Annotated in this window: 21 protein-coding genes; 18 read left to right on the top strand and 3 right to left on the bottom strand. The window is 70.0% G+C overall.

Features of this window, described 5'->3' with window-relative positions:
- Positions 1 to 204 precede the first annotated feature (204 nt).
- Genes ureE through ureG form a run of 3 tightly spaced genes read left to right on the top strand, consistent with a single transcriptional unit; the run spans position 205 to position 2,015 of the window.
- Positions 205 to 705 (top strand): urease accessory protein UreE, encoded by a 501-nt coding sequence (gene ureE / locus EV691_RS03965; protein ID WP_089169147.1) that lies wholly within the window; start codon positions 205 to 207, stop codon positions 703 to 705.
- Positions 702 to 1,376: an urease accessory protein UreF gene (locus EV691_RS03960; protein ID WP_131298775.1), complete on the top strand. Its 675-nt coding sequence runs from the start codon at positions 702 to 704 to the stop codon at positions 1,374 to 1,376. The genes ureE and EV691_RS03960 overlap by 4 nt, the downstream gene beginning before the upstream one ends.
- Positions 1,377 to 1,391: 15 nt before the next feature.
- Positions 1,392 to 2,015 (top strand): urease accessory protein UreG, encoded by a 624-nt coding sequence (gene ureG, locus EV691_RS03955; RefSeq protein WP_039805853.1) that lies wholly within the window; start codon positions 1,392 to 1,394, stop codon positions 2,013 to 2,015.
- Positions 2,016 to 2,194: 179 nt separating this feature from the next.
- Here ureG and amn read toward each other — a convergent pair whose 3' ends face one another.
- The gene (amn, locus tag EV691_RS03950) at positions 2,195 to 3,667 is read right to left on the bottom strand and encodes an AMP nucleosidase (RefSeq protein ID WP_039805854.1); all 1,473 of its coding nucleotides are present in this window, start codon (positions 3,665 to 3,667) and stop codon (positions 2,195 to 2,197) included.
- A 182-nt stretch (positions 3,668 to 3,849) separates the two neighbouring features.
- On the opposite strand from amn, the gene EV691_RS03945 reads away from it, so the two are divergent.
- From EV691_RS03945 to EV691_RS03915, 7 genes are all read left to right on the top strand, one after another.
- Complete coding sequence (locus EV691_RS03945) at positions 3,850 to 4,611, top strand: HpcH/HpaI aldolase family protein (RefSeq protein WP_131298776.1); 762 nt, start codon at positions 3,850 to 3,852, stop codon at positions 4,609 to 4,611.
- A gap of 21 nt (positions 4,612 to 4,632) precedes the next feature.
- Positions 4,633 to 6,747: a TonB-dependent receptor family protein gene (locus tag EV691_RS03940; RefSeq protein ID WP_131298777.1), complete on the top strand. Its 2,115-nt coding sequence runs from the start codon at positions 4,633 to 4,635 to the stop codon at positions 6,745 to 6,747.
- Positions 6,748 to 6,825: 78 nt separating this feature from the next.
- Entirely contained in the window at positions 6,826 to 8,025 is a 1,200-nt protein-coding gene (locus EV691_RS03935) for an ATP-grasp domain-containing protein (protein ID WP_131298778.1), read from the top strand.
- Positions 8,022 to 9,800, top strand: a complete 1,779-nt coding sequence (locus EV691_RS03930) for an IucA/IucC family protein (RefSeq protein WP_131298779.1) — start codon at positions 8,022 to 8,024, stop codon at positions 9,798 to 9,800. The genes EV691_RS03935 and EV691_RS03930 overlap by 4 nt, the downstream gene beginning before the upstream one ends.
- Positions 9,785 to 10,990 (top strand): MFS transporter, encoded by a 1,206-nt coding sequence (locus EV691_RS03925; protein WP_242672557.1) that lies wholly within the window; start codon positions 9,785 to 9,787, stop codon positions 10,988 to 10,990. The genes EV691_RS03930 and EV691_RS03925 overlap by 16 nt, the downstream gene beginning before the upstream one ends.
- Before the next feature lie 203 nt (positions 10,991 to 11,193).
- Positions 11,194 to 12,954, top strand: a complete 1,761-nt coding sequence (locus EV691_RS03920; protein WP_131298780.1) for an IucA/IucC family protein — start codon at positions 11,194 to 11,196, stop codon at positions 12,952 to 12,954.
- The gene (locus EV691_RS03915; RefSeq protein WP_131298781.1) at positions 12,945 to 14,135 is read left to right on the top strand and encodes a type III PLP-dependent enzyme; all 1,191 of its coding nucleotides are present in this window, start codon (positions 12,945 to 12,947) and stop codon (positions 14,133 to 14,135) included. Before EV691_RS03920 ends, EV691_RS03915 begins: the two co-directional genes overlap by 10 nt.
- A gap of 2 nt (positions 14,136 to 14,137) precedes the next feature.
- Here the strand turns inward: EV691_RS03915 and EV691_RS03910 are convergent, their stop codons facing one another.
- The gene (locus EV691_RS03910; RefSeq protein WP_131298782.1) at positions 14,138 to 15,787 is read right to left on the bottom strand and encodes an acyl-CoA dehydrogenase family protein; all 1,650 of its coding nucleotides are present in this window, start codon (positions 15,785 to 15,787) and stop codon (positions 14,138 to 14,140) included.
- Positions 15,788 to 15,900: 113 nt separating this feature from the next.
- Between EV691_RS03910 and EV691_RS03905 the strand changes: the two genes are divergently transcribed.
- The 4 genes from EV691_RS03905 (at position 15,901) to EV691_RS03890 (ending at position 19,479) form a co-directional block, all read left to right on the top strand.
- Positions 15,901 to 16,698, top strand: coding sequence for a hydroxymethylpyrimidine/phosphomethylpyrimidine kinase (locus tag EV691_RS03905; protein ID WP_131298783.1), 798 nt, complete (start codon positions 15,901 to 15,903; stop codon positions 16,696 to 16,698).
- A gap of 103 nt (positions 16,699 to 16,801) precedes the next feature.
- Entirely contained in the window at positions 16,802 to 17,431 is a 630-nt protein-coding gene (thiE, locus tag EV691_RS03900; RefSeq protein ID WP_131254888.1) for a thiamine phosphate synthase, read from the top strand.
- 56 nt (positions 17,432 to 17,487) lie between these two features.
- Entirely contained in the window at positions 17,488 to 18,777 is a 1,290-nt protein-coding gene (gene hemL / locus EV691_RS03895; protein WP_131298784.1) for a glutamate-1-semialdehyde 2,1-aminomutase, read from the top strand.
- A 156-nt stretch (positions 18,778 to 18,933) separates the two neighbouring features.
- Positions 18,934 to 19,479, top strand: coding sequence for a tetratricopeptide repeat protein (locus tag EV691_RS03890; protein WP_131298785.1), 546 nt, complete (start codon positions 18,934 to 18,936; stop codon positions 19,477 to 19,479).
- A 12-nt stretch (positions 19,480 to 19,491) separates the two neighbouring features.
- On the opposite strand, the gene EV691_RS03885 is transcribed toward EV691_RS03890, so the two are convergent.
- A complete protein-coding gene (locus tag EV691_RS03885; protein ID WP_131298786.1) occupies positions 19,492 to 19,824 on the bottom strand; it encodes a DUF1820 family protein in 333 nt (110 codons plus the stop codon).
- 228 nt (positions 19,825 to 20,052) lie between these two features.
- On the opposite strand from EV691_RS03885, the gene miaB reads away from it, so the two are divergent.
- The 4 genes from miaB to EV691_RS03865 all read left to right on the top strand — a co-directional run bounded on the left by miaB (position 20,053) and on the right by EV691_RS03865 (position 23,857).
- Positions 20,053 to 21,381 carry a tRNA (N6-isopentenyl adenosine(37)-C2)-methylthiotransferase MiaB gene (miaB, locus tag EV691_RS03880; RefSeq protein ID WP_131254892.1) on the top strand — a complete coding sequence of 443 codons (1,329 nt, stop codon included), beginning with the start codon at positions 20,053 to 20,055 and terminating at the stop codon, positions 21,379 to 21,381.
- A 139-nt stretch (positions 21,382 to 21,520) separates the two neighbouring features.
- Entirely contained in the window at positions 21,521 to 22,534 is a 1,014-nt protein-coding gene (locus tag EV691_RS03875) for a PhoH family protein (RefSeq protein ID WP_039805871.1), read from the top strand.
- The gene (gene ybeY, locus EV691_RS03870; protein WP_131298787.1) at positions 22,527 to 23,018 is read left to right on the top strand and encodes an rRNA maturation RNase YbeY; all 492 of its coding nucleotides are present in this window, start codon (positions 22,527 to 22,529) and stop codon (positions 23,016 to 23,018) included. Before EV691_RS03875 ends, ybeY begins: the two co-directional genes overlap by 8 nt.
- Positions 23,015 to 23,857: an HlyC/CorC family transporter gene (locus EV691_RS03865; protein ID WP_039805873.1), complete on the top strand. Its 843-nt coding sequence runs from the start codon at positions 23,015 to 23,017 to the stop codon at positions 23,855 to 23,857. The genes ybeY and EV691_RS03865 overlap by 4 nt, the downstream gene beginning before the upstream one ends.
- Positions 23,858 to 23,923 lie beyond the last annotated feature (66 nt).

Below are 23,923 nucleotides of genomic sequence, written 5' to 3'. Positions count from 1 at the left end.
ATTACCGGCGGATCGCCACACGTTATGAGAAGAAGGCCAGCCATTTCAAGGGAATGCTGGCCTTTGCGGCTGCTCTGCTATGGCTACGCTGATACGTCAACAGAACCTAGAAAAACGCGCCGTCAGGCCCTACAGTCAGCCGATGACCGCCTGTCGCCCGCGAACGGCGCCCGGCCCCGGCCGCCTCTCCGACGGAATCCGCCCATGCTGACGATTCGCCAACGCACCGCGCCGCGCCCCGCCTGGGACGCCGAACTGGAACTGACCTTCGAGGCGCGCAGCAAGAGCCGCCTGCGCTGCTTCACCAGCGCCGGCGAGGACGTCGGCCTGTTCCTCGAGCGCGGCCAGCCGCCCCTGGCCGACGGCGACTGCCTGCTGGCCGACGACGGCCGCGTCGTCCGCGTCCGCGCCCGTCCCGAAAAGCTGCTGCACGTCACCTGCGCCAGCGCCTTCGAACTGACCCGCGCCGCCTACCACCTGGGCAACCGCCACGTCGCCCTGCAGCTCGGCGACGGCTGGCTGCGCCTGCTCGACGACTATGTGCTGAAGGACATGCTGCTCAAGCTCGGCGCCAGCGTGGAGGCCATCGAGGCGCCCTTCCAGCCCGAACACGGCGCCTACGGCGGCGGCCACCACCACTCCCACGCCGGCGAGGCCGAATTCAGCTACGCGCCGAAGCTGCACCAGTTCGGCGTACGCAAATGAGTGCGACCTGGGCGTTGTTGAGACTCGCCAGCCCGCAGCTGCCGATCGGCGGCTACAGCTATTCCCAGGGCCTGGAGCTGGCCGTCGAACGGGGCCTGGTGCATGACAGCGCCAGCGCCCGGCGCTGGCTGGAAGACCAGCTGCTGCTCAACCTCGCCCGCTTCGAGGCGCCGCTGCTGCTGGCCCAGTGCACGGCCGCCGCGGATGGCGACTGGGAGAGGCTGGAAGAACTCGCCGAACGCCACCGCGCCAGCCGCGAAACCCGCGAACTGCACCTGGAAAGCCGGCAGATGGGCTATTCCCTGCGCCAGCTGCTGGAGGACCTGCCGGAGCTGGACACACCCTCGCGCAGCTTCCTGGCACGGATCGCCGAACCCGGCCTGGCGCCGGCCTGGGCGCTGGCGGCGCGCGCCTGGGGCATCGCGCCTGCGGACGCCCTCGCCGCCTGGCTGTGGGGCTGGCTGGAGAACCAGCTGGCGGTGCTGATGAAGACCCTGCCGCTCGGCCAGCAGGCCGCCCAGCGCCTGACCTCGGCCCTGCTGCCGGCGCTGTCCGAGGCGCAGCGCACGACCTGCGCGCGCGAGCCCGACGACTGGGGCAGCGCCGCCTTCGGCCTGGCCCTGGCCAGCATGGCCCACGAGCGCCAGTACAGCCGTCTTTTCCGTTCCTGACAGGAGACAACCACAATGAACAGCCAACCCCTGCGCGTCGGCATCGGCGGCCCGGTCGGTTCCGGCAAGACCGCCCTGACCCTGGCGCTGTGCCGGGCCCTGCGCGAGCGCTACAACCTCGCCGTGGTGACCAACGACATCTACACCCAGGAGGACGCCGAGTTTCTGGTGCGCAACGAGGCGCTGGCGCCGGAGCGGATCATCGGCGTGGAAACCGGCGGCTGCCCGCACACGGCGATCCGCGAGGACGCCTCGATCAACCTGGAGGCGGTCGACCAGCTCAACCGCCGCTTCCCCGGCCTCGAGCTGATCCTCGTCGAGTCCGGCGGCGACAACCTCTCCGCCACCTTCAGCCCGGAACTCTCCGACCTGACCCTCTACGTGATCGACGTCTCCGCCGGCGACAAGCTGCCGCGCAAGGGCGGCCCGGGGATCTGCAAGTCGGACCTCTTGGTGATCAACAAGATCGACCTGGCGCCGCTGGTCGGCGCCTCGCTGGAGGTGATGGAGCGCGACGCCCGCAAGATGCGCGGCGAGCGGCCGTTCGTGTTCAGCAACCAGAAGACCGGCCAGGGCCTCGACGCGATCATCGCCTTCATCGAGCGGCAGGGCATGCTCGGCGTGGCCGGCAGCGCCTGAACAGCGCATGGTGGAAAACGACCGCAGGTCTTTTCCACCTGCCAGTGCGTAGGGCGGGTTAGCCGCAACGCGGCGTAACCCGCCAAGGATGCCGGCAGGCATCCCCATTGCCGGCCTGACGGCCGGTCGATGGGTACGGCCTGCGGCCCGACCCACCCTACGGCGGCAGGCCGCGGCACTCAGCGGAACGGCGGCTCGTCGAAGCTGCGCAGCTTGCGCGAGTGCAGGGTGTCGAGCTGGCCGCGCAGCAGATCGAGGGCGGCGATGCCGATGCGCAGGTGCTGGCTCACCGCCCGCTCGTAGAAGGCGTTCGCCGCGCCGGGCAGCTTGATCTCGCTGTGCAGCGGCTTGTCCGAGACGCACAGCAGGGTGCCGTAGGGCACCCGCAGGCGATAGCCCTGGGCGGCGATGGTGCCGCTCTCCATGTCCACCGCCACCGCCCGCGAGAGGTTGATCAGCGGCCGCTCCTGGGCCCAGCGCAGCTCCCAGTTGCGGTCGTCGTAGGTCAGCACGGTGCCGGTGCGCAGGCGGCGCTTCAAGGCCTCGCCCTGCTCCCCGGTGACCTGCGCGGCGGCCTCCTGCAGCGCCTGCTGCACCTCGGCCAGCGCCGGCAGCGGAATGTGCGGCGGCAGCACCCGGTCGAGGATGCCGTCGCGGCGCATGTAGGCGTGCGCCAGCACATAGTCGCCGATGGTCTGCGACTGCCGCAGGCCGCCGCAGTGGCCGATCATCAGCCAGCAGTGCGGGCGCAGCACCGCCAGGTGGTCGGTGATGTTCTTCGCGTTCGATGGGCCGACGCCGATGTTCACTAGGGTGATGCCGTGGCCGTCCTCGGCGATCAGGTGGTAGGCCGGCATCTGGTAGCGGTGCCAGACCACCGCGTCGGCCACCGCCTGGGCGTCCTCCTCGGAAGTCCCGCGCTCGATGATCACGTTGCCCGGCAGCACCAGGCGCACGAAGCGGCCGTCCTCGCGCAGCCGCTCGAGGCCGTGGCGGACGAACTGGTCGACGTAGCGGTGGTAGTTGGTCAAGAGGATCCACGGCTGCACGTGGCGCCAGTCGCTGCCGGTGTAGTGCACCAGGCGGCGCAGGGAGAAGTCCACCCGCGCCGCATCGAACAGCGCCAGCGGGAAGGACTCGGCACCGGCCCAGGCGAGCAGGCCGTCGGCGACGTCGTCGGAGGCCGCGGCCAGGTCGGTGCTGGGGAAGACCCGCGCCAGCTCGGCGGCGGTGATCCCCGAGCCGCCCAGCTCGTCGCCCTGCTCCACCACATAGGGATAGGGAATGTCCTGTATCCCCACGCCGACCTCGACCTGCACGTTGAAGTCGTTCATCAGCGGGCGCAGCTGGTCGAGCAGATAGCGGCGGAAGGCCTGCGGCTGGGTCACGGTGGCGCTGTAGACGCCGGCGGCCTGGACCCGGGCATAGGCACGGATGGTGGAGGGCACCTGGCCCTGCGGCAGGTGGGTCAGGCGCAGCTCGGGATAGCGGAACAGGTGGCGCTGTGCGGCATCCGGCTCGACCCGCTCGGTCAGGTAGCGCTTGAGCGCCTGGCGCAGGGCGGAGGTGGCGCGCAGGTGCAGGGCGGCGAGGCGGTCCACCGCCTCCTCGGCGGTGGCCGCGACGATGAAGGCATCGCTGTCGGTATTCACGATCGGACTCTCTGTCGTTCTGTCACCGCCTATCTTGCCCGGATTTGCCTGTCGGGCGTTAGCCGGTCGCCCGGCGGGCGATTTGCAGTCTAGCCCATTAATACGAAACGGAACCCTTGACGTTTAGCTTACAAAACAATAACAATTCTCATTAATACAGCAGACACACATACATACACACGATGCTCAGACAATCCGTTGTGTTCGCCCGGCTGCGGCAGGGCGACGAAGTCTTTGGCTTGCTCAATTCGGTGCCTTCCCCCCTGCTCTGCGAAATGATCGCCGCCGCCGGCTATCACTTCGTGATCCTCGACATGGAGCACCTGCTGCGCTCCGGCGACGAGCTGATGCACTGCCTGCGCGCCTGCGAAAGCGCCGGCATCGCGCCTTGGCTGCGCCTGCCCGAGGTGGACGAGAAGCTGATCGGCCGGGCCCTGGACGCCGGCGTCGAAGCCATCGTGCTGCCGCGGGTGGAAAGCGCCGCGGAAGTCGAGCGGGCCATCGCCGCCGCCTGTTTCCCGCCCCGCGGCCGGCGCGGCATCAGCGGCGGACGGGTCACCGGCTTTGGCAGCCTGGCGCTGCCGGACTACATCGAACTGGCCAACGGCGAGCCGCGCATCGTGCCGATGATCGAAAGCGCCGCCGGCCTCGCCGCCCTGCCGGAGATTCTCGCCCTGCCGGGGGTCGGCATGATCCTCGAAGGCGCCCTCGACCTGTCCCTCGACCTCGGGCTCGGCCCCGATCCGACCCATCCGCAGGTCTGGGAAGCGCTGCAGTCGATGGCCGCCGCCTGCGCCGCCGCCGGTGTGCCCTTCTGCGCCAACCCGCGCACCCCCGAACAGATCCGCCACTGGCGCGGCCAGGGCATCAGGAGCTTCCTCGCCGGCGAAGACCGCGGCCTGCTGCTCGCCGCGCTGAAGAGTCGCCTGAACAGTTTCCATTAACCCACAGAAGTCCGACCATCCATGAAAACCAACACTCGCCAGTTCAGCTGGCCCTTCAGCCTGCTGGCTGTGGCCGTGGCGCTGGCTCAACCCGCGCTCGCCGAGGAGCGCCAGGAAAACGAGGCCTCCAAGGAGGAGAAGGTCTCGCTCTCTGCCACCGTGATCAAGGGCGACGTGCTCGGCCAGGCCACCGACGAGGAAGTCCGCACCTACTCGGGCAGCCGCAGCGTGGTCAAGGCCGAGGACCTGGAGAAAGCCAGCGTGCGCGGCCTGGACGACGCGCTGCAGCGCGTGCCGGGTGTGAAGATCTTCGACGAGACCGGCACCGGCGTGCTGCCGCAGATCTCCGTGCGCGGCCTCTACGAGAGCCGCAGCGGTCGCGTGCAGGTGCTCTCCGACGGTATCCCGCTGTCCCTGTCGCCCTACGGCCAGACCAGCCTGTCGCTGTTCCCGCAGACCCTGGCGACCGTCGAGCGGATCGACATCGTGCGCGGCGGCGCCGCGGTGCAGTACGGCCCGAACAACGTCGGCGGGGTGATCAACTTCATCAGCAAGCCGATTCCCAAGAAGTGGGAGCACAACCTCGCCGAGCGCATCACCTTCTACGAAGGCGGCCACCAGCTGTACGACACCTACTTCAGCACCGGCGGCCAGGTCACCGACAGCCTCGGCCTGTTCTTCGAGTACAACACCAAGAGCGGCCACTACGAGCGCGACAACTCCGACACCGACGTCGAGAACATCCGCCTGCGCGGCCAGTGGGACATCGACGAGAACCGCAGCCTGAGCTTCGGCGTCCAGCGCTACGACGCCGACATGGAGCTGGCCGGCGCCCTCAGCAAGGACGACTACAACGACGACCGCCGCGACTCGACCCGCCCCCTCGACCGCTTCGAGGGCGACACCGACCGCCTGTGGGGCACCTACAAGCAGTACCTGGGCAGCATCGGCTTCGCCGACGACGTGGAGTTCAGCTTCACCAGCTTCGGCCACCACGACTACCGCAACTTCTATGTCGGCCTGGACTCCAAGCGCACCTTCAACCCGGCCAATCCGCCGGCCTACGAGCAGGACGCGCCCCGCGACTACAAGGTCTGGGGACTCGAGCCGCGCGTGAGCTTCACCATCTACGGCGACAAGGTGAACCAGACCTGGCTGATCGGCGGCCGCTACGTCCGCGAAGACACCGAATTCGAGGTCTACCGGGAAGACCTGAAGACCGGCTCGGTGACCACCGTCCGCGACTGGGACTTCGACACCGAAGGCAAGGCCACCTACATCAGCAACGCCATCAGCATGCTCGACGGCCGCCTGACCGTCACCCCCGGCATCCGCCACGAACGCGTGCACCAGGACTATTCGGACGCGGTCAGCGGCAAGAAGACCGAGAACCTCGACGACGAATGGCTGCCCGGCCTGACCGTGGGCTACCAGATCACCGACGACTGGTTCCTCTTCGCCAACGCCCAGCGCTCGCTGCGCGTGCCGCAGATCACCACCATCGTCTATGACGGCGACGTCAGCTCCGAGGTCGCCTGGAACTACGAGGCCGGCTTCCGCTATACGCCCCTGCCGAACCTGCGCTACGACTTCAACCTGTACCGCATCGACTTCGACGACCAGATCGTGTTCCAGGACGGCGCCTGGAAGAACGTCGGCAGCACCCGCCAGCAGGGCTTCGAGACCGAGCTGTTCTGGACCCCGGCGGCCATGCCCAACCTCGACCTGCACGCCAGCTACGCCTTCCTCGACGCCAAGATCCGCACCGGCCAGCATGAAGGCAACGAGGTGCCCTACGCCTCGCAGAGCCAGTTCAACGTCGACGGCCGCTGGCGCTTCGCCGAGGGCTGGACCTACACCCTGGACGGCCTGTACGTCAGCGAGGCCTACTCGGACGACGCCAACCACCGCGAGGAGAACGCCACCGGCTCCTACGGCGAGCTGCCCTCCTACTGGATCTGGAACACCTCGCTGGAGCGCAAGTTCAAGCTCAAGGAAAGCGAGCTGACCACCTCGCTCGGCGTCAGCAACCTGTTTGGCCGCGAGTACTACTTCCGCGGCATCGACACCAGTCCCATGGGCCGCCAGCCGGGGCCCGGACGCGCCTTCACGGTCGCGGCCAACTACCGCTTCTAAGCTTCCCCTTCCCCCAACTGCACTGCAGGCATCGCCGTCCAGCCTCACGGCCGGACGGCTCCTGCCCGGAGAACGCCCATGCAAAGGCCTTTCGTCATTCTCAGTCATGTCGCCACCCATGCCGTCTGCGAAGGCTTCCTGCCTGCCGCACAGCGGCGCGGGCACCCGCTGCTGATCGTCACCGACCATGCCCAGGGGCACTGGCGCCACCTGGCCGACGCCGGGATTCCGGTCGACGGGCTGGAGATCCTCGAATGCGACGTCTTCAACCCGATGGCGGTGATCGAACTGCTGCACGCCCACGGCCAGCGCCCGCGGGCGGTGTTCTCCAACAGCGACCACCTGCAGACCAGCTGCGCCCTGGTGGCCGAGGCCTTCGACTGCCCCGGCAAGGACTGGCGGATCTGCCACGCGGCGAAGAACAAGGCGGAGATGCGCGAGCGCCTGCAGCGCCTCGGCCTGCCCGGCCCCTGGTTCCAGGTGCTCACTCCCGGCATGGCAGTGCCGGCGGACGCCCCCTTCCCGCTGGTGGCCAAGCCGCGCGAGGGCGTCGCCAGCCTGGACGTGCAGCTGTGCCGCAACGCCGGCGAACTGGCCGCCTACTGCGAGGCCTTCTGGCAGCGCCAGCCGAACCGCGCGCTGCTCCTCGAGGCCTACCTGCAAGGCCCGCTGTTCACCCTGGAAACCCTCGGCGACGGCCAGCGCCTGCAGGCCATCGGCGGCTTCGACGTGAGCCTCTCGCCGCCGCCGCACTTCGTCGAACTGGAAGCGCGCTGGAACGGTCCCGTCGGGCGGGCCGCGCGCAACGCGGCGCTGGCCCAGGTGGCGGCCTTCGGCGTCAACTTCGGGGTCTGCCACAGCGAATTCATCCTCACCGCCGACGGCCCGGTGCTGGTGGAGATCAACTACCGCAGCATCGGCGACGGCCGCGAGTTCCTCCTCGACCGCCTGCTGCCGCAGGGCTGGTTCGAGCGCATCCTCGCCCTGCACCTGGGCGAGCCGCTGGACGACACCGAGAACAGCAGCGCCGAGGCCCTGGTGCACTACCTGGTCGCCCTGCATGGCGGCCGCCTGCTGGCGGCCAGCCCGAGCTTCCGCGCCGAGGGCGACGGCTACTGGGTCGACTACTGCGCGTTGCGCGAAGTCGGCGAGGAGATCCGCCTGAGCAACTCGAACAAGGACTACCTGGGCGTGCTGCGCCTGATCGCCCCCGACGACGCCGCGTTGCAGGCGCGCTTCGATGCCGCGCGCAGCGACCTGCGCTGGGAGCTGGCATGAACCTCGATATGACGGATCACGACCGCGCGGCCATCGGCCAGCGCATCCTCGACTGCTGCCTGCGCGAGGACATCCGCGGGCTGCTCGGCCAGGCCCGGCCGGCCGCCCTGCCGGCGGAGCTGGCCGCCCACTGGCCGCAGCCGGCGGAGCCGGACTGGCTGTGCATCGAGCACCTAGGCTGCGGCGAACTGTGGCTGCCGGTGCGCCGCGGCGCGCCGCTGCAGGACTGGAGCGCGGTCGGCGACCGCTGGCTGCGCCGCCAGGGCGACAGCGTGCATCTGGAGCAGGGCTACCGCCGCTGGCTCGAACACCTGGCCACCGACCTGGATGCCGAGAGCCTGGCGCTGTTCGCCGACTACGTCGCGGAAGCCGACTGCGCAGTCGAACACCGCCGCCTGTGCCGCGAGGCCTACGCCGCGCACGCCGCTGACCTGGGCGCGGTTCTCGCCGAGCCCGACTGGGGCCGGCGCCTGCTCGGCATCGACCGCCTGGCCAGCTACCTGGACCACCCCTTCTACCCCACCGCGCGGGCCAAGAGCGGCTTCGACGCCACGGCCCTGCAGGGCTACGCCCCGGAGTTCGCACCGCGCTTTCGCCTCCACTGGCTGGCGGTGCCCAGGGCGCTCCTCGAACGGACCAGCACGCCGCCCGCGCTCTGGCCGGGCTTCGCCGAGGTCGGCCTGGACCCGGCGCTGGAGGCCAGCCACGCCCTGCTGCCGGTGCATCCGCTGACCTGGCCCGAGCTGGACGCCCACGGCTTGCCGGAAGGCTGCCTGCGCGCACCGGAGAGCGCCCTGGAAGTGGAACCGACCCTCTCGGTGCGCACCGTGCTGTGCGTCGAGGACCCGCGCTGCCACATCAAACTGCCGCTCCTGGTGCGCACCCTCGGCGCGCGCAACCTGCGCCTGATCAAGCCGAGCACCCTGTACGACGGCCACTGGTTCCAGACCGTCCTCGAAGATCTCGCCGCCCGCGACGGCCAGCTCGGCACGCGCTATGTGCACGTCGACGAGCAGCACGGCGGGCATGCCGCCGGCGAGCGCCACCTGGCCTACATCCTGCGCCGCTACCCGGCGGGCCTGGAGCAGGCCAGCCTGGTGCCGGTCGCCGCCCTGGCCAGCCGCCTGCCCGATGGCCGGCTGCTGGTCGCGGCGCTGGCCGAGCGCTTCCACGGCGGCGATCTGCTGGCCTGGTGGCAGGCCTACCTCGACCTGCTGCTCGCCGTGCACCTGCGCCTCTGGCTGCGCTACGGCATCGCCCTGGAAGCCAACCAGCAGAACGCCGTGCTGCTCTTCGAGCCCGGCCGCCCGCTGCAGCTGCTGATGAAGGACAACGACGCCGCGCGGCTCTGGCCGTCGCGCTTCGCCGCCGCCTGCCCGGACCTGGCGCCGCGCCTGGCCGAACTGCGCGACGAGCGGATCCGCGTCGACGGCGTGCAGCCGCTGGCGGAGATGTTCTGCACCATCACCCTGCAGCTGAACATCGTCGCGCCGCTGGAAGCCATCGCCGCGGCCGGCCTGGCCGGGCGCGAGGCGCTCTACGCCTGCCTGCGCGAGCGCCTGCGCGCCTGTCTCGATGCGCTGGAGGGCGAGGGCGTGGCGGTCGACGAGGCGCGCCGCTTCCTGCTCGACAGCCCGAAACTGCCGGTGAAGTACCTGCTCAGCGCCGGCAGCCTGTTCAGCAAGGAGTACTCCGGCGCGGCGGACATCAACAAGTTCTACGGCTACAGTGCGGCGAACTTCCTGCTGGATGCGGCCCCATGTCCCGGCGCCTGACCGCCAGCGTCCTGCTCGGCCACTACCTGTCGGCCTTCACCGCCCTGGGTGCGCCGCTGTTCCTGCCGCGCATCCTCGCCGACCTCGGCAGCGCGGCGCCGACCTGGAGCATCGGCGCGCTCTACGTGCTGCCGACGCTGTGCACCGCGCTGGCGGCGCCGCTCTGGGGCCGCCTGGCCGACCGCCACGGCTGCCGGCTGTCGCTGCTGCGCGCCCACGCCGGGCTCGCCGCCGGCTTCCTGCTCGCCGGGTTCAGCCCGAACCTTGCGGTCTTCATCCTCGCGCTGATTGTCCAGGGCACCTTCGGCGGCGCCATGGCGGCGTCGAACGCCTACCTGGCGAGCCAGCTCGACGGCGAAGGCCTGTCGCGCGCCCTCAACCTGACCCAGTACTCGGCGCGCCTGGCGATGCTCAGCGGCCCGGTGCTGGTCGGCCTGCTGGCCGGCGCCGGTCTGGGCATCGAGATGTACCGCTACCTGGTCTGGCTGCCGCTCGCCGCCTTCCTGCTGGTCCTGCCGCTGCCGGCCGATGCGCCACGCGCCCCGGTGCGGAGCGCGGACGGCAAGCCGGAGGCCGGCGAGCTGCCGGCGGACCTGCTGCGCCTGCTCGCCGTGCAGTTCCTGTTCAGCTTCGCCATGGTGGTGACCTTCCCCTACTTCGTGCCCTACGGCGAGGCCCTGGGAATCGCCAACGACGCGCTGATCGGCCTGCTCTACAGCCTGCCGCACCTGGTCTACCTGCTCGCCCTGCCCTGGGTCCAGCGCAGGAGCGGCCCGCTGCTGCCGGCCGGGCTCGCCCTGCTGGCGCTGGGCAACCTGCTGCAGTTCCTGCGCCTGCCGGCCGAACTCTTGTTCGCCCTGCGCCTGCTCGCCGGGCTGGGCATGCTGCTCGCCTTCGTCGGCCTGCACCGCTGCCTCGCCGCGCGGCGCCGCGCCGGCGGCGCCGGCCGGCTGTTCGGCTGGTTCGATGCCAGCGGCAAGTGGGCCGGCACCGCCGCCGGCCTGGTCGCCGGCCTGGCCTGCCAGCACTACGGCATCGCCATGCCCTTCCTGATCGCCTGCCTGGCCGCGCTCGCCGCGCTGGCCGTGGCCTCCCCTCTAGGGTCTGTTGACGTTTTGGCGCAGACCGCGACGGAGGCCCGTCTGGCGCAGAACAAGGAACGAGGAGAGAAGTTTGGTCACTCCAAATGAACGACGAGAGACGCCGTGCTGCGCCAGACGGGCCCCGTCCCTTCGGGTTGCGCGGCAAATGCCGCCATGCGGCGTTGCAGGGCTTGGCAAGGGAATGACCATTGCCGGCACCCTGCGCCTTGCCTGGCGGCATTTGGCGCGGCAACGCGGCTCGCTCCAAAACATCAACAGACCCTAGTCATACGCTCGCCGGAGATTGCCCCATGATCCGTGTCGCCCGCTCCCCCCACGAACGCACCCTGGACGGCGAGGCCCAGCGCCACGCCATCGACTGCCTGCTCAACTGCTACCTGCGCGAGTACGCCCTGCCCCGCGGCGAGGCCACCCTCGACTGCCAGGCCCAAGACCTGCCGATGGGCCTGCGTCATGCCGAAGGCCGCTGCATCGGCATCCGGCTCGCCGACGGCAGCCGCCTGGCGCTGCTCGCCGACCGCACCAGCGTGCTCGGCCGCTGCCGCTTCGTCAGCCCGCCCTACTTCAAGGGCCACGGCCAGGGCTGGCGGCCGCTGGACGCCGCCGAGCTGGCGCGCCTGCTGCTCGCCCCGATGAACGGTCCGGAGCGCCACGGCGAGCTGCTCGAGCAGATCGACAACAGCCTGCGCATCACCCGCACCTTTCTCACCCACGCCCGCGCGGCCAACCACGATCCCGCCGACACCCTGCTGCATTCCGAGCAGGGCCAAGTCTGGGGCCACGCCCTGCACCCGACGCCGAAAAGCCGCGACGGCGTCTCCGAGGCCGACCTGCTGGCCTGCTCGCCGGAAGTCGGCGCACAGTTCCCGCTGCACTGGTTCCGCGTCGATCCCGCGCTGATCCGCCATCAGGGCGACGACCCGCGCGGCCTGCTCGCGCAGATCGCCGGCGCCGACCATCTCTACCCCTGCCACCCCTGGGAGGTTTCCCGGGTGCTGGCCGATCCGCTGGTCCAGCGGGTGCGCGACCTCGGCCTGCTCGAATATCTCGGCCCGCAGGGCCTGGCGCTCTACCCGACCTCCTCGGTGCGCACCCTCTACCATCCGGCGCTGAGCCATTTCCTGAAGTTCTCGATCCACGTGCGGCTGACCAACTGCGTGCGCAAGAACGCCTGGTACGAGCTGGACAGCGCGGTGGCCCTGACCCGCCTGCTCGGCCCGCTGATGAGCGAGCTGGGCGAGAGCCAGCCGGGCTTCGCGCTGATGCCCGAGCCGGCCGCCAGCACCCTGGACCTGTCCGCCTACGGCAGCGCGGAGGAGGCCCGCGAGGTCACCGAGTGCTTCGGCATCCTCTACCGGCAGAATCTCGACGAGGCCAGCCGCACGCGCTACCAGCCGCGGGTCGCCATGGCCCTGTTCACCTGGACCCTGGACGGCATCAGCGCCTGCCAATCCCTGGTCACCCACTGCGCGGCGCAGCTCGGCGTCGACCAGGCCGAAGCCGCCGTGCGCTGGCTGCGCGCCTATGCCGGGCTGCTGCTCGGCGGCTCGCTGCACTGCCTGTTCCGCCACGGCGTGGTGCTCGAGCCGCACCTGCAGAACACCCTGCTCGGCCTCGACGCCCAGGGCCTGCCCTGCCGGGTGTGGATCCGCGATCTGGAAGGCACCAAGCTGGTTCCCGAACACTGGCCGGCCGAGCGCCTGGCCCACCTCGACGAACGCACCCGCGCCTCGCTCCACTACGACGCCGACAAGGCCTGGAAACGGGTCGCCTACTGCGCCCTGGTCAACAACCTCGGCGAGGCGGTGTTCCATGTGGCCAACGGCGACGCGGCGCTGGAGAAGCGCCTGTGGCGCGAGATCGCCGACCTCCTCGAAGCGCAGCGCGCGCCGCTCGGCGAGCCGCAGGCGCTGCGCGAGCTGTGCGCCGGCGCGCCCCTGCCGAGCAAGGAGAACTTCATGACCCGCCTGCTGATGAAGGCCGACCGCGAGGCCGGCTACACCGCCCTGCCCAATCCGCTGACCGCGGCCTGCTGTGGAGAGTGCCGATGAGCCTGCCCGCGTCCGTCCAGCAGGCCATCGCCGAGCTGCGCCGCTCCCGCTCCGAGCCGCTGTGCGCCTACCTCTACGACCTGCCGGCGCTGGCGCGCCATGCCCGCGCCCTGCGCGAGGCGCTGCCGGCCGGCTGCGAGCTGTTCTACGCCGCCAAGGCCAACCCCGAGGCGCCGATCCTGCGCACCCTGGCGCCCTGGGTCGACGGCTTCGAGGCGGCCTCCGGCGGCGAGCTGCGCTGGCTCCACGAGTGTCATCCGGACAAGCCGCTGATCTTCGGCGGCCCCGGCAAGCTGGACAGCGAGCTGGCCGCCGCCATGGACTGCGGGATCTCCGCCTTTCACGTCGAGAGCCTCGGCGAGCTGCGCCGTCTGGCGGTCGTCGCCAGGGCCCACGGCCGTCCGGCCCCGGTGCTGCTGCGGCTCAACCTCAAGCTCGACGAGGCGCCGGACAGCCGCCTGGTGATGGGCGGCAAGCCGACGCCCTTCGGCCTCGACGAGGAGGCCCTCGACGAAGCCCTGGCACTGCTCGCCGGCGAGCCCTGGCTGAAGCTTCAGGGCCTGCACTTCCACCTGCTCTCCCACCAGCTGGACAGCGCCGCCCACCTGCAGCTGATGCGCAGCTACTTCCGCTGCTTCCGCCAGCTGAACGCGCGCCACGGCCTGGAGCTGGAACTGCTCAACGTCGGCGGCGGCATGGGCATCAACTACCAGGACCACGCCCGCTCCTTCGACTGGCCGGGCTTCTGCGCGGGGCTTGCCGCATTGATCGCCGAGGAAGGCATGGCCGGGACGCGCATCCGCTTCGAGATCGGCCGCTTCCTCAGCGCCGCCTGCGGCTACTACCTGATGGAGGTGCTGGACATCAAGCGCAACCACGGCCAGTACTTCGCCGTGGCCCGCGGCGGCACCCACCACTTCCGCACCCCGGCGGCCCAGGGCCACGACCATCCCTTCGTGGTGGTCCGCGGCGAACGACCGGCCGAGCTGGAGAACCAGCCGGTGACCCTGGTCGGCCAGCTGTGCACGCCCAAGGACATGCTGGCCCGCCAGCAGCCGGTGGCCGCCCTGGCGGTCGGCGACCTCTTGGTGTTCACCCTGGCCGGCGCCTACGCCTGGAACATCTCGCACCAGCATTTTCTGATGCACGAGCCGCCGCAGATGCTGTTCCTCGAGGCCTGAAACTAACCGAGCTGCGGCGCGCTGCGCGCCAGCAGCCCGGCCACGTCCAGGCCGCGCGGCAGGGTGCCGTAGACCCGACCGCCCTCGCCGAGGCGGCTGTGGATGAAGGCGTCCGATACCGCCGCGTTGCCGGCCTCCAGCAGCAGCCCGGCCTGCAGGGTCACGGCCAGTTCCTCGACCAGCCGCCGGGCGCAGTAGTGGATCTCGGTGCGGTCGGCCAGCGCCTTGCGCAGCCATTCGATGCGCGCCTTGAGCCGCGCATCGCCGTGGCCGCCGTCCAGCTCGTCGAACAGCGCCTCCAGCGCCTCCGGCTCCTTGCCGAGCACGCGCAGCACGTCCAGGCACTGCACGTTGCCCGAGCCCTCCCAGATCGAGTTGACCGGCGCCTCGCGGTACAGCCGCGGCAGGATGCCCTCCTCGACGTAGCCGGCGCCGCCCAGGCACTCGGCGGCCTCGCCGATCATTTCCGGGGCGCGCTTGCAGATCCAGTACTTGCCGATCGCGGTGAGCAGCCGGGCGAGCAGCCGCTCGCGTTCGTCCTCGCCGTGGTCCAGCGCCCGCGCCAGGCGCAGGGTGAGGGCCAGCGCGGCCTCGCTCTCCAGGGCCAGGTCGGCCAGCACGTTCTGCATCAGCGCATGCTCGATCAGCACCTGGCCGCCGACCAGGCGGTGCGCGCAATGGTGCAGCGCCTGGGTCAGCGCCTGGCGCATCAGCGCGCTGGAGCCGATCATGCAGTCGAAGCGGGTCAGGCCGACCATCTCCAGGATGGTGCTCACGCCGCGCCCCTCCTCGCCGATCATCCAGGCCAGGGCGCCGCGGTACTCCACCTCGGCGGAGGCGTTCGACCAGTTGCCCAGCTTGTTCTTCAGGCGCTGGATGTACAGCTGGTTGCGTCCGCCGTCCGGGCGGTGGCGCGGCAGCAGGAAGCAGGACAGCCCGCCGTCGCTCCAGGCCAGGGTCAGGAAGGCGTCGCTCATCGGCGCCGAGCAGAACCACTTGTGGCCGAGCAGTTCGTAGGCCTGTCCCGGCCCCGCGGCGCCGACCGGCCAGGCGCGGGTGGTGTTGGCGCGCACGTCGGTGCCGCCCTGCTTCTCGGTCATCGCCATGCCGAGGGTGACGCCGCTCTTGCGCTCCATCGGCAGGTTGCGCGGATCGTAGTCGCCGGCCAGCACCTTGGGCAGCCAGCGCTCGGCGATCTCCGGCTGCTGGCGCAGCGCCGCCACGCTGGCGAAGGTCATGGTCAGCGGGCAGGCGCTGCCGGCCTCGACCTGGTTGTGCAGGTACATCAGCCCGGCGCGGGCCACCTGGGCGCCGGGGCGCGGCTCGCGCCAGGGCAGCGCCGGCAGGCCGTGGTCGATGGCCGTGGCCATCAGCTCATGATAGGCGGGGTGGAAGTCCACCTGGTCGATGCGATGGCCGTAGCGGTCGTGGCTGCGCAGCACCGGCCGGTTCTCGTTGGCGGCGAAACCCGCCGCCAGCAGCGGCCCGCCGGCCAGCGCGCCGTAGGCCTCCAGCTGCCGGTCCGCCCAGTCGCCGTCGTAGCGGCACAGCCATTCCTGCAGCGGCCGGTCGATGCGGTAGAGGTTGGCGCCGTCCAGGGGCGGCACCTGGTTGGTCACCTCGTGGGTTTCGGCGTACTGGTGCAGGTCCATGGGGGCGGTCCTCGGCGGGCGTTTGCCCCGTTGAGTGAAGCACGCGGGATGCCGCGCGGCGGACGCATCCGACGGGAGTTCGGCCCGGGCGATTAGTGGTAAGCTCGCACGCCATGAACATGCCGAACTCCCGTCCCGTCGTCCTCTGCCTGTCCGGCCACGATCCCAGTGGCGGCGCCGGCCTGCAGGCGGACATCGAGGCCCTGCTCGCCCAGGGCTGCCACGCCGCGCCGGCGGTCACCGCGCTGACCGTGCAGGACACCTGCAACGTCAGCGATTTCCGCGTGCTCGAGCCGGCCTGGGTGCTGGCCCAGGCCGAGGCGGTGATCGCCGACCTGCCGGTCGCCGCGATCAAGCTGGGCATGCTCGGCTCGCTGGAGATGGTCGACACCGTCGCCGCGATCGCCCGGCGCCTACCCGGCGTGCCGCTGGTCTGCGACCCGGTGCTGCGCGCCGGCGGTGGCGGCGCGCTGGGCAAGGACGAGGTCGGCCAGGCGATCCGCGAGCGCCTGTTGCCGCTTTGTCGCATCGCCACCCCGAACCTGCCGGAGGCGCGCCTGCTCGCCGAACTGCCGGAAGGCAGCGCCGATGCCTGCGCCGAGCGGCTGCTCGAGCACTGCGAGCACCTGCTGATCACCGGCGGCCACGGCGACGAGAGCGAGGTGCACAACCGCCTGTACTCGCGGGACGGCGGCGCCCGGACCTTCACCTGCGTGCGCCTGCCGGGCAGCTACCACGGCTCCGGCTGCACCCTGGCCAGCGCCCTGGCCGGCCGCCTGGCCCTCGGCGAAGAGCTGACCAGCGCGGTGCGCTCGGCGCTCGACTACACCTGGCGCACCCTGCGCGACGCCGAGGCACCGGGCCACGGCCAGTACGTGCCGCGCCGCCTGCCGCTGGATTTCGGCAACTGATCCGGCAGCGCCTGGCGCAGGCCGGGCGCATCGGCTTGACTGGCCGGGGACGGTCAGTCCCCGGCAACTTCCGCCGGCCCTTCGCAGACGAGGCGAATCCACCATGAAACTACGCGGTCTCTACGCTATCACCGACAGCCAGCTGCTCGCCGGCGGCAAGCTGCTGCCCTATGTCGAAGCCGCGCTCGAGGGCGGCGCCCGGCTGCTGCAGTATCGCGACAAGTCCGACGACGATGCCCGCCGGCTGCGCGAGGCCGAGGCGCTGCGCGACCTCTGCCTGCGCCACGGCGCGCAGTTGATCATCAACGACGACCTCGAGCTGGCCACGCGCCTGGGCGTCGGCCTGCATCTCGGCCAGCAGGACGGCTCGCTGTCCGCCGCCCGCGCCCTGCTCGGTCCCAGGGTGGTCCTCGGCGCCACCTGCCACGGGCAGCTGGAGCTGGCCGAGCAGGCCGCCGCCGACGGCGCCAGCTATCTGGCCTTCGGCCGCTTCTTCGACTCCTCGACCAAGCCCGGCGCGCCGCCGGCCAGCCCCGAACTGCTGGAAGAGGCCCGCGCGCGCTTTGCCCAGCCGCTGGTGGCCATCGGCGGCGTGACCCTGGACAACGCGCCGGAGCTGATCGGCCGCGGCGCCGCCATGGTCGCGGTGATCCATGCGCTGTTCGCCGCCGAGAACGCCGCCGAGGTCGAGCGCCGCGCCCGCGCCTTCAGCCAACTGTTCGAAGACTCCTGATTTCCCCTCACGGTGGCGCCCGCCGCGCGGCGCCGCCTTAAGCTTGCGAGGCCCACATGTCCCGTTCCGAAACCCTCTTCGCCAACGCCCAGAAGCACATCCCCGGCGGCGTCAACTCGCCGGTGCGCGCCTTCCGTGGCGTCGGCGGCACCCCGCTGTTCTTCAAGCACGCGCAAGGCGCCTACGTCATCGACGAGGACGACAAGCGCTACGTCGACTACGTCGGCTCCTGGGGCCCGATGATCCTCGGCCACAGCCACCCGGAAGTGCTCGATGCGGTGCGCAGGCAGCTGGAACACGGCCTCTCCTACGGTGCGCCGACCGCCCTGGAAACCGAGATGGCCGAGCTGGTCTGCGCGCTGGTGCCGTCGATGGACATGGTGCGCATGGTCAGTTCCGGCACCGAGGCGACCATGAGCGCGATCCGCCTGGCCCGCGGCTACACCGGCCGCGACACCATCATCAAGTTCGAGGGCTGCTACCACGGCCACTCCGACAGCCTGCTGGTCAAGGCCGGCTCCGGCGCCCTGACCCTCGGCGTGCCCAGCTCGCCCGGCGTGCCGGCGGCCTTCGCCAGGCACACCCTGACCCTGCCTTACAACGACCTGGCCGCGGTGGAGCGGACCCTCGCCGAGGTCGGCCGGGACATCGCCTGCATCATCGTCGAGCCGGTGGCCGGCAACATGAACTGCGTGCCGCCGGCGCCGGGCTTTCTCGAGGGGCTGCGCGAGCAGTGCGACAGGCACGGCGTGGTGCTGATCTTCGACGAGGTGATGACCGGTTTCCGCGTCGCCCTGGGCGGTGCCCAGGCGCACTACGGCGTCACCCCGGACCTCTCGACCTTCGGCAAGATCGTCGGCGGCGGCATGCCGGTCGGCTGCTTCGGCGGCAAGCGGGCGATCATGGAATGCATCGCCCCGCTGGGTCCGGTCTATCAGGCCGGTACCCTGTCCGGCAATCCGCTGGCGATGGCCGCGGGCCTCGCCAGCCTCAGGCTGATCAGCCGCCCAGGCTTCCACGCCGAGCTGAGCGACTACACCGCGCGCATGCTCGACGGTCTGCAGCAGCGCGCCGATGCCGCCGGCATCCCCTTCGTCACCACCCAGGTCGGCGGCATGTTCGGCCTGTATTTCAGCGGCGCCGACGACATCGTCACCTTCAACGATGTGATGGCCAGCGATGCCGAGCGCTTCAAGCGTTTCTTCCATCTGATGCTGGACGGCGGCGTCTACCTCGCGCCTTCCGCCTTCGAGGCCGGCTTCACCTCGATCGCCCATGGCGAGGCGGAGCTGTCGATCACCCTCGACGCCGCCGAGCGCGCCTTCGCCGCGCTCGCCAGGGGCTGAATGGCGGATCGCCATCCGCGGCGGTCTTGCGGTTGCGGGGGCGGGAAAAAGGCGGCAAAGGCTTTGTAAGGCCGGCGCCGCTTATTCATAATGTGGCGGCCGGCACACTTTGCCGGCCGGGCGACCGCCCGCTCCGACTCGAGGCGCAGCGATTCCATGACCCGCCGTAACCTGACCCTGGGTTGCCTGTTGCTATTTTCCCTCTCCCTGCCGGTTGCGGCCGGGGAGAACACCCTGCTGATTCCGGCACCGGGCAGCTGCGCCCTCGACAGCCCCGCCGAAGAGCTGCCGGCGGCGCTGTCGCGCTGCGAACAGGCCGCGCAGAACGGCGACCTGCAGGCCGAGTACGAGCTGGGCCAGTTCTACTACGACGGCAAGCGCACCCCGCGCGACCTGTCCCGCGCGCTGAACTGGTTCGAGCAGGCCTCGCTCAAGGGTCATGCCGAAGCGCAGCACCGCCTGGGGCTGATGTTCTTTCGCGGCGAGGGCGTGCCGGCCAGCAACGTGCAGGCCTACATCGTGCTGAAGATGGCCGCGGTGAACGGCTCGGAGGAAGCCCTGGACAGCGCCGACCTGGTCGCCGAACAGATGAGCCGCGACGAGCTGGAGATCGCCACCCAGGTGCTCGGCCAGATCTTCCGCAACTACCTCATGGAACTGCAGGCCCTCGAAGGCCGCTCGCCGTTCGCGCCGCTGCCCTAGCGCAGCGCCCCGTCAGCCCTTGTCCGGCGTCGGCGGCAGCGGGAACGGCGTGACATTGCCGCCGCCCCTGGCCTCGCTGATCCGCGCCGTGCCCAGGCGCTCCACCGCGTCGATGCGGACGATCGCGTGCAGCGGCACGAAGCTGCGCTGCACGCCCTCGAACTGGCTGCGCAGGCGCTCCTCGCCGGGATCGATCACCACCTGGGTGCGTTCGCCGAAGACCAGCTCCTCGATCTCCAGAAAGCCCCACAGATCGCTCTGGCGGATCTGCCTGGCGTACAGCTCGTAGACCTGGCCCTGGTTGAGGAAGATCACCTTGTAGATCGTGGCGTCGCGCTTGCTCATCGGACTGCGGGGAAATCGCTGCAAAGGGGCTGCGAAGGATAGCACAGGGGCCGCGGCAGACCGCCGGCGCACCAGCCGCCCCAGGGCAATCGCATGAACGTGTAGGGGCGTATGCATGCCGACATTTCGCTTCATGCGATTGCCCTGCCAGCCGCCCGACCTCTCTGGCCGAGCCTTTCGCGCCTACCTATAATGCGCGGTCTTTCGAATCACCCAGACCGGACCCCCATGGCCAAGAAGCTTTTCATCGAAACCCACGGCTGCCAGATGAACGAGTACGACAGCTCGCGCATGGCCGACCTGCTGGGTGAGCACCAGGCTCTGGAACTCACCGAGAACCCGGCGGAAGCCGACGTCATCCTCCTCAATACCTGCTCGATCCGCGAGAAGGCCCAGGAAAAGGTGTTCTCCCAGCTGGGCCGCTGGCGCGAGCTGAAGAAGCAGAATCCGGCGCTGGTGATCGGCGTCGGCGGCTGCGTGGCCAGCCAGGAAGGCGCGGCGATCCGCGAGCGCGCGCCCTACGTCGACGTGGTGTTCGGCCCGCAGACCCTGCACCGCCTGCCGGAGATGATCGACGCCGCGCGGACCACGCAAAAGCCGCAGGTGGACGTCTCCTTCCCGGAGATCGAGAAGTTCGACCGCCTGCCCGAACCGCGGGTCGACGGTCCCAGCGCCTTCGTCTCGGTGATGGAAGGCTGCAGCAAGTACTGCAGCTTCTGCGTGGTGCCCTACACTCGTGGCGAGGAGGTCAGCCGGCCGCCGGAGGACGTGCTCGCCGAGGTCATCCACCTGGCCGAGAACGGCGTGCGCGAGGTCACCCTGCTCGGCCAGAACGTCAACGGCTACCGCGGCACGGCCGACGACGGGCGCCTGGTCGACTTCGCCGAACTGCTCTACCTGGTGGCCGCCATCGACGGTATCGAGCGCCTGCGCTACACCACCAGCCACCCGCTGGAGTTCTCCGACGCCCTCATCCAGGCCCATGCGGAGATTCCCGAGCTGGTGAAGTTCATCCACCTGCCGGTGCAGTCCGGCTCCGACCGGATTCTCGCGGCGATGAAGCGCAACCACACCGCGCTGGAGTACAAGTCGCGGATCCGCAAGCTGAAGGCGGCGGTGCCGGAGATCAGCATCAGCTCGGACTTCATCGTCGGCTTCCCCGGCGAGACCGAGGAGGACTTCGCGCAGACCATGAAGCTGATCGAAGAGGTCGGCTTCGACTTCTCCTACTCCTTCGTCTACAGCGCGCGCCCCGGCACGCCGGCGGCGGAACTGGCCGACGACACCCCGGAAGAGGCGAAGAAGCAGCGCCTCTCGATCCTGCAGCAGCGCATCTCCCAGCAGGGCTTCGAGATCAGCCGACGGATGGTCGGCAGCACCCAGCGCATCCTGGTCAGCGACTACTCGAAGAAAGACCCGGGCATGCTCCAGGGCCGCACCGAGAACAACCGCATCGTCAACTTTCCCTCGGCCAACCCGCGGCTGATCGGCCAGTTCGTCCTGGTGCGCATCGACGACGCCCTGCCCCACTCCCTGCGCGGCAGCCTGCTCGACTGACGCCCAGGCGAGGCCCTGACCCGGCGGGCGGCGCCCGTCGGGTCCGCCGTCCGTCGGCTGTCATCGGCTTCCCCCCTGCCGCCGACGGCGCTATCCTTCCTTCATCACCCTGCCGCAGGACGGTTGTCCCCGAAAGCCCTTGAACGCACCCACAGAATCCCGTCGCTTCACCCTCGACCCCTTCGAAGCCCGCCGCTTCGCCAATCTCTGCGGACAGTTCGACGAACATCTGCGCCTGATCGAACAGCGTCTGGCCATCGAGATCCGCAACCGCGGCAACCAGTTCGAACTGCTCGGCGATCCGAAACACACCCAGGCCGCCGAACACCTGCTGCGCCGCCTCTACCGCGAAACCCACAGCGCCGACCTGTCGCTGGAGCTGGTCCACCTGTACCTCCAGGAATCGGGCATGGAGGCGCTGGCCGATCCCAGGGCCGAGGCCGGCGTCGCCCTGCGCACCCGCAAGGGGCTGATCCGCCCGCGCGGCGCCAACCAGCAGCGCTACGTCAAGGCGATCCTCGACAACGACATCAACTTCGGCATCGGCCCGGCCGGCACCGGCAAGACCTACCTGGCCGTGGCCTGCGCGGTGGACGCCCTGGAGCGCGAGCAGGTGCGGCGCATCCTGCTGGTGCGCCCGGCGGTGGAGGCCGGCGAGAAACTGGGCTTTTTGCCCGGCGACCTGGCGCAGAAGATCGACCCCTACCTGCGCCCGCTGTACGACGCGCTCTACGAGATGCTCGGCTTCGAACAGGTGGCCAAGCTGATCGAGAAGCAGGTGATCGAGATCGCCCCGCTGGCCTACATGCGCGGCCGGACCCTGAACAACAGCTTCATCATCCTCGACGAGAGCCAGAACACCACCCTGGAACAGATGAAGATGTTCCTCACCCGCATCGGCTTCGGCTCCACCGCGGTGATCACCGGCGACGTGACCCAGGTCGACCTGCCGCGCGGCACCAAATCGGGGCTGGCCCATGTGATCGAGGTGCTCCGCGACGTGCCGGGGATCAGCTTCACCCACTTCCAGCCCAAGGACGTGGTGCGCCACCCGCTGGTGCAGCGCATCGTCGAAGCCTACGAGCGCTTCGAGGAACTCCATCCGGCCCGCCCCCAGGGCGAGCCGCGCCAGGAAGGACGCCGCGATGCTTGAACTGGACCTGCAGGCGGCCAGCGGCCGGCCGCTGCCCGCCGAGAGCGACTTCCGCCGCTGGTGCGAACTGGCCCTGCGCCAGCGCAGCGCCGACTCCGAACTGACCATCCGCCTGGTCGACGAGGCGGAAGGCCGCGAGCTGAACCGTACCTGGCGGCACAAGGACTACCCGACCAACGTGCTGTCCTTCCCCGCCGACATCCCCGACGGGCTGCTGGACATCCCGCTGCTCGGCGACCTGGTGATCTGCGTGCCGGTGGTCGAGCGCGAGGCGGCCGAACAGGGCAAGCTGCCGGACGCCCATTGGGCCCACCTGGTGATCCACGGCTGCCTGCACCTGCTCGGCTACGACCACCTCGAGGACGAGGAAGCCGAGGAAATGGAATCCCTGGAACGGGACTTGCTAGCTGAACTGGGCTACCCCGACCCCTATGACGGCGACGACCAGCCCGAATCCCTGGTCACCACGAGCGAAGGAAGATGAGCGACGATCGATCGAGCAACGGGCAATCCTGGCTGAGCAAACTCACCCAGGCCTTTGCCCATGAACCCCGCAACCGCCAGGAACTGCTGGATATCCTCCACGAGGCGCACGAGAACGAGCTGCTCGACAGCGAGGCGCTGACCATCGTGGAGGGCGCCATCCAGGTCGTGGACCTGCAGGTCCGCGACATCATGGTTCCGCGTTCGCAGATGATCACCGTCAAGGCCGGCCAGACGCCGCAGGAGTGCCTGCCGACCATCATCGACGCCGCCCACTCGCGCTATCCGGTGATCGGCGAGAGCCTCGACGACATCGTCGGCATCCTCCTGGCCAAGGACCTGCTGCCGCTGCTGCTGCGCAATACCGGCGAGGCCTGCGCCTGCGAACTCAGGCAGTTGCTGCGCCCGGCGACCTTCGTCCCCGAATCCAAGCGCCTCAACGTGCTGCTGCGGGAGTTCCGCAGCACCCACAACCACATGGCCATCGTCATCGACGAATACGGCGGCGTCGCCGGCCTGGTGACCATCGAGGACGTGCTCGAGCAGATCGTCGGCGACATCGAGGACGAGCACGACGTCGAGGAGGACAGCTACATCAAGGAGCTGCCCAGCGGTGACTTCGTGATCAAGGCGCTGATGCCGATCGAGGACTTCAACAAGCATTTCGGCAGCCAGCTGCCCGAGAGCGAGTTCGACACCCTCGGCGGCCTGGTGGCCCACGCCTTCGGCCACCTGCCCAAGCGCAACGAGACCGTCGAGGTCGGCGACTTCCGCTTCCGCGTGCTGAACGCCGACAGCCGGCGCATCCATCTGCTGCGCCTCACCCCTCCGCGCCACTGAGCGTCCCCGCCGGGGCACTGCGCGCAATGTGGTGCCCCGGCCATTCAACGGACTGTCATGGCATGC

It is taken from the genome of Azotobacter chroococcum, assembly GCF_004339665.1.
GTDB lineage: Bacteria > Pseudomonadota > Gammaproteobacteria > Pseudomonadales > Pseudomonadaceae > Azotobacter > Azotobacter chroococcum.
The sequence above is the reverse complement of the archived record's forward strand: the minus strand, read 5'-3'. Positions and strand labels throughout refer to the sequence as shown.

Bases quoted from the DNA above. Each gene is read 5' to 3' on its own strand.
- ureE (WP_089169147.1), top strand. From the start codon at position 205: ATGCTGACGATTCGCCAACGCACCGCGCCGCGCCCCGCCTGGGACGCC.
- EV691_RS03960 (WP_131298775.1), top strand. From the start codon at position 702: ATGAGTGCGACCTGGGCGTTGTTGAGACTCGCCAGCCCGCAGCTGCCG.
- ureG (WP_039805853.1), top strand. From the start codon at position 1,392: ATGAACAGCCAACCCCTGCGCGTCGGCATCGGCGGCCCGGTCGGTTCC.
- EV691_RS03945 (WP_131298776.1), top strand. From the start codon at position 3,850: ATGCTCAGACAATCCGTTGTGTTCGCCCGGCTGCGGCAGGGCGACGAA.
- EV691_RS03940 (WP_131298777.1), top strand. From the start codon at position 4,633: ATGAAAACCAACACTCGCCAGTTCAGCTGGCCCTTCAGCCTGCTGGCT.
- EV691_RS03935 (WP_131298778.1), top strand. From the start codon at position 6,826: ATGCAAAGGCCTTTCGTCATTCTCAGTCATGTCGCCACCCATGCCGTC.
- EV691_RS03930 (WP_131298779.1), top strand. From the start codon at position 8,022: ATGAACCTCGATATGACGGATCACGACCGCGCGGCCATCGGCCAGCGC.
- EV691_RS03925 (WP_242672557.1), top strand. From the start codon at position 9,785: ATGTCCCGGCGCCTGACCGCCAGCGTCCTGCTCGGCCACTACCTGTCG.
- EV691_RS03920 (WP_131298780.1), top strand. From the start codon at position 11,194: ATGATCCGTGTCGCCCGCTCCCCCCACGAACGCACCCTGGACGGCGAG.
- EV691_RS03910 (WP_131298782.1), bottom strand. From the start codon at position 15,787: ATGGACCTGCACCAGTACGCCGAAACCCACGAGGTGACCAACCAGGTG.
- EV691_RS03905 (WP_131298783.1), top strand. From the start codon at position 15,901: ATGAACATGCCGAACTCCCGTCCCGTCGTCCTCTGCCTGTCCGGCCAC.
- thiE (WP_131254888.1), top strand. From the start codon at position 16,802: ATGAAACTACGCGGTCTCTACGCTATCACCGACAGCCAGCTGCTCGCC.
- hemL (WP_131298784.1), top strand. From the start codon at position 17,488: ATGTCCCGTTCCGAAACCCTCTTCGCCAACGCCCAGAAGCACATCCCC.
- EV691_RS03890 (WP_131298785.1), top strand. From the start codon at position 18,934: ATGACCCGCCGTAACCTGACCCTGGGTTGCCTGTTGCTATTTTCCCTC.
- EV691_RS03885 (WP_131298786.1), bottom strand. From the start codon at position 19,824: ATGAGCAAGCGCGACGCCACGATCTACAAGGTGATCTTCCTCAACCAG.
- miaB (WP_131254892.1), top strand. From the start codon at position 20,053: ATGGCCAAGAAGCTTTTCATCGAAACCCACGGCTGCCAGATGAACGAG.
- ybeY (WP_131298787.1), top strand. From the start codon at position 22,527: ATGCTTGAACTGGACCTGCAGGCGGCCAGCGGCCGGCCGCTGCCCGCC.
- EV691_RS03865 (WP_039805873.1), top strand. From the start codon at position 23,015: ATGAGCGACGATCGATCGAGCAACGGGCAATCCTGGCTGAGCAAACTC.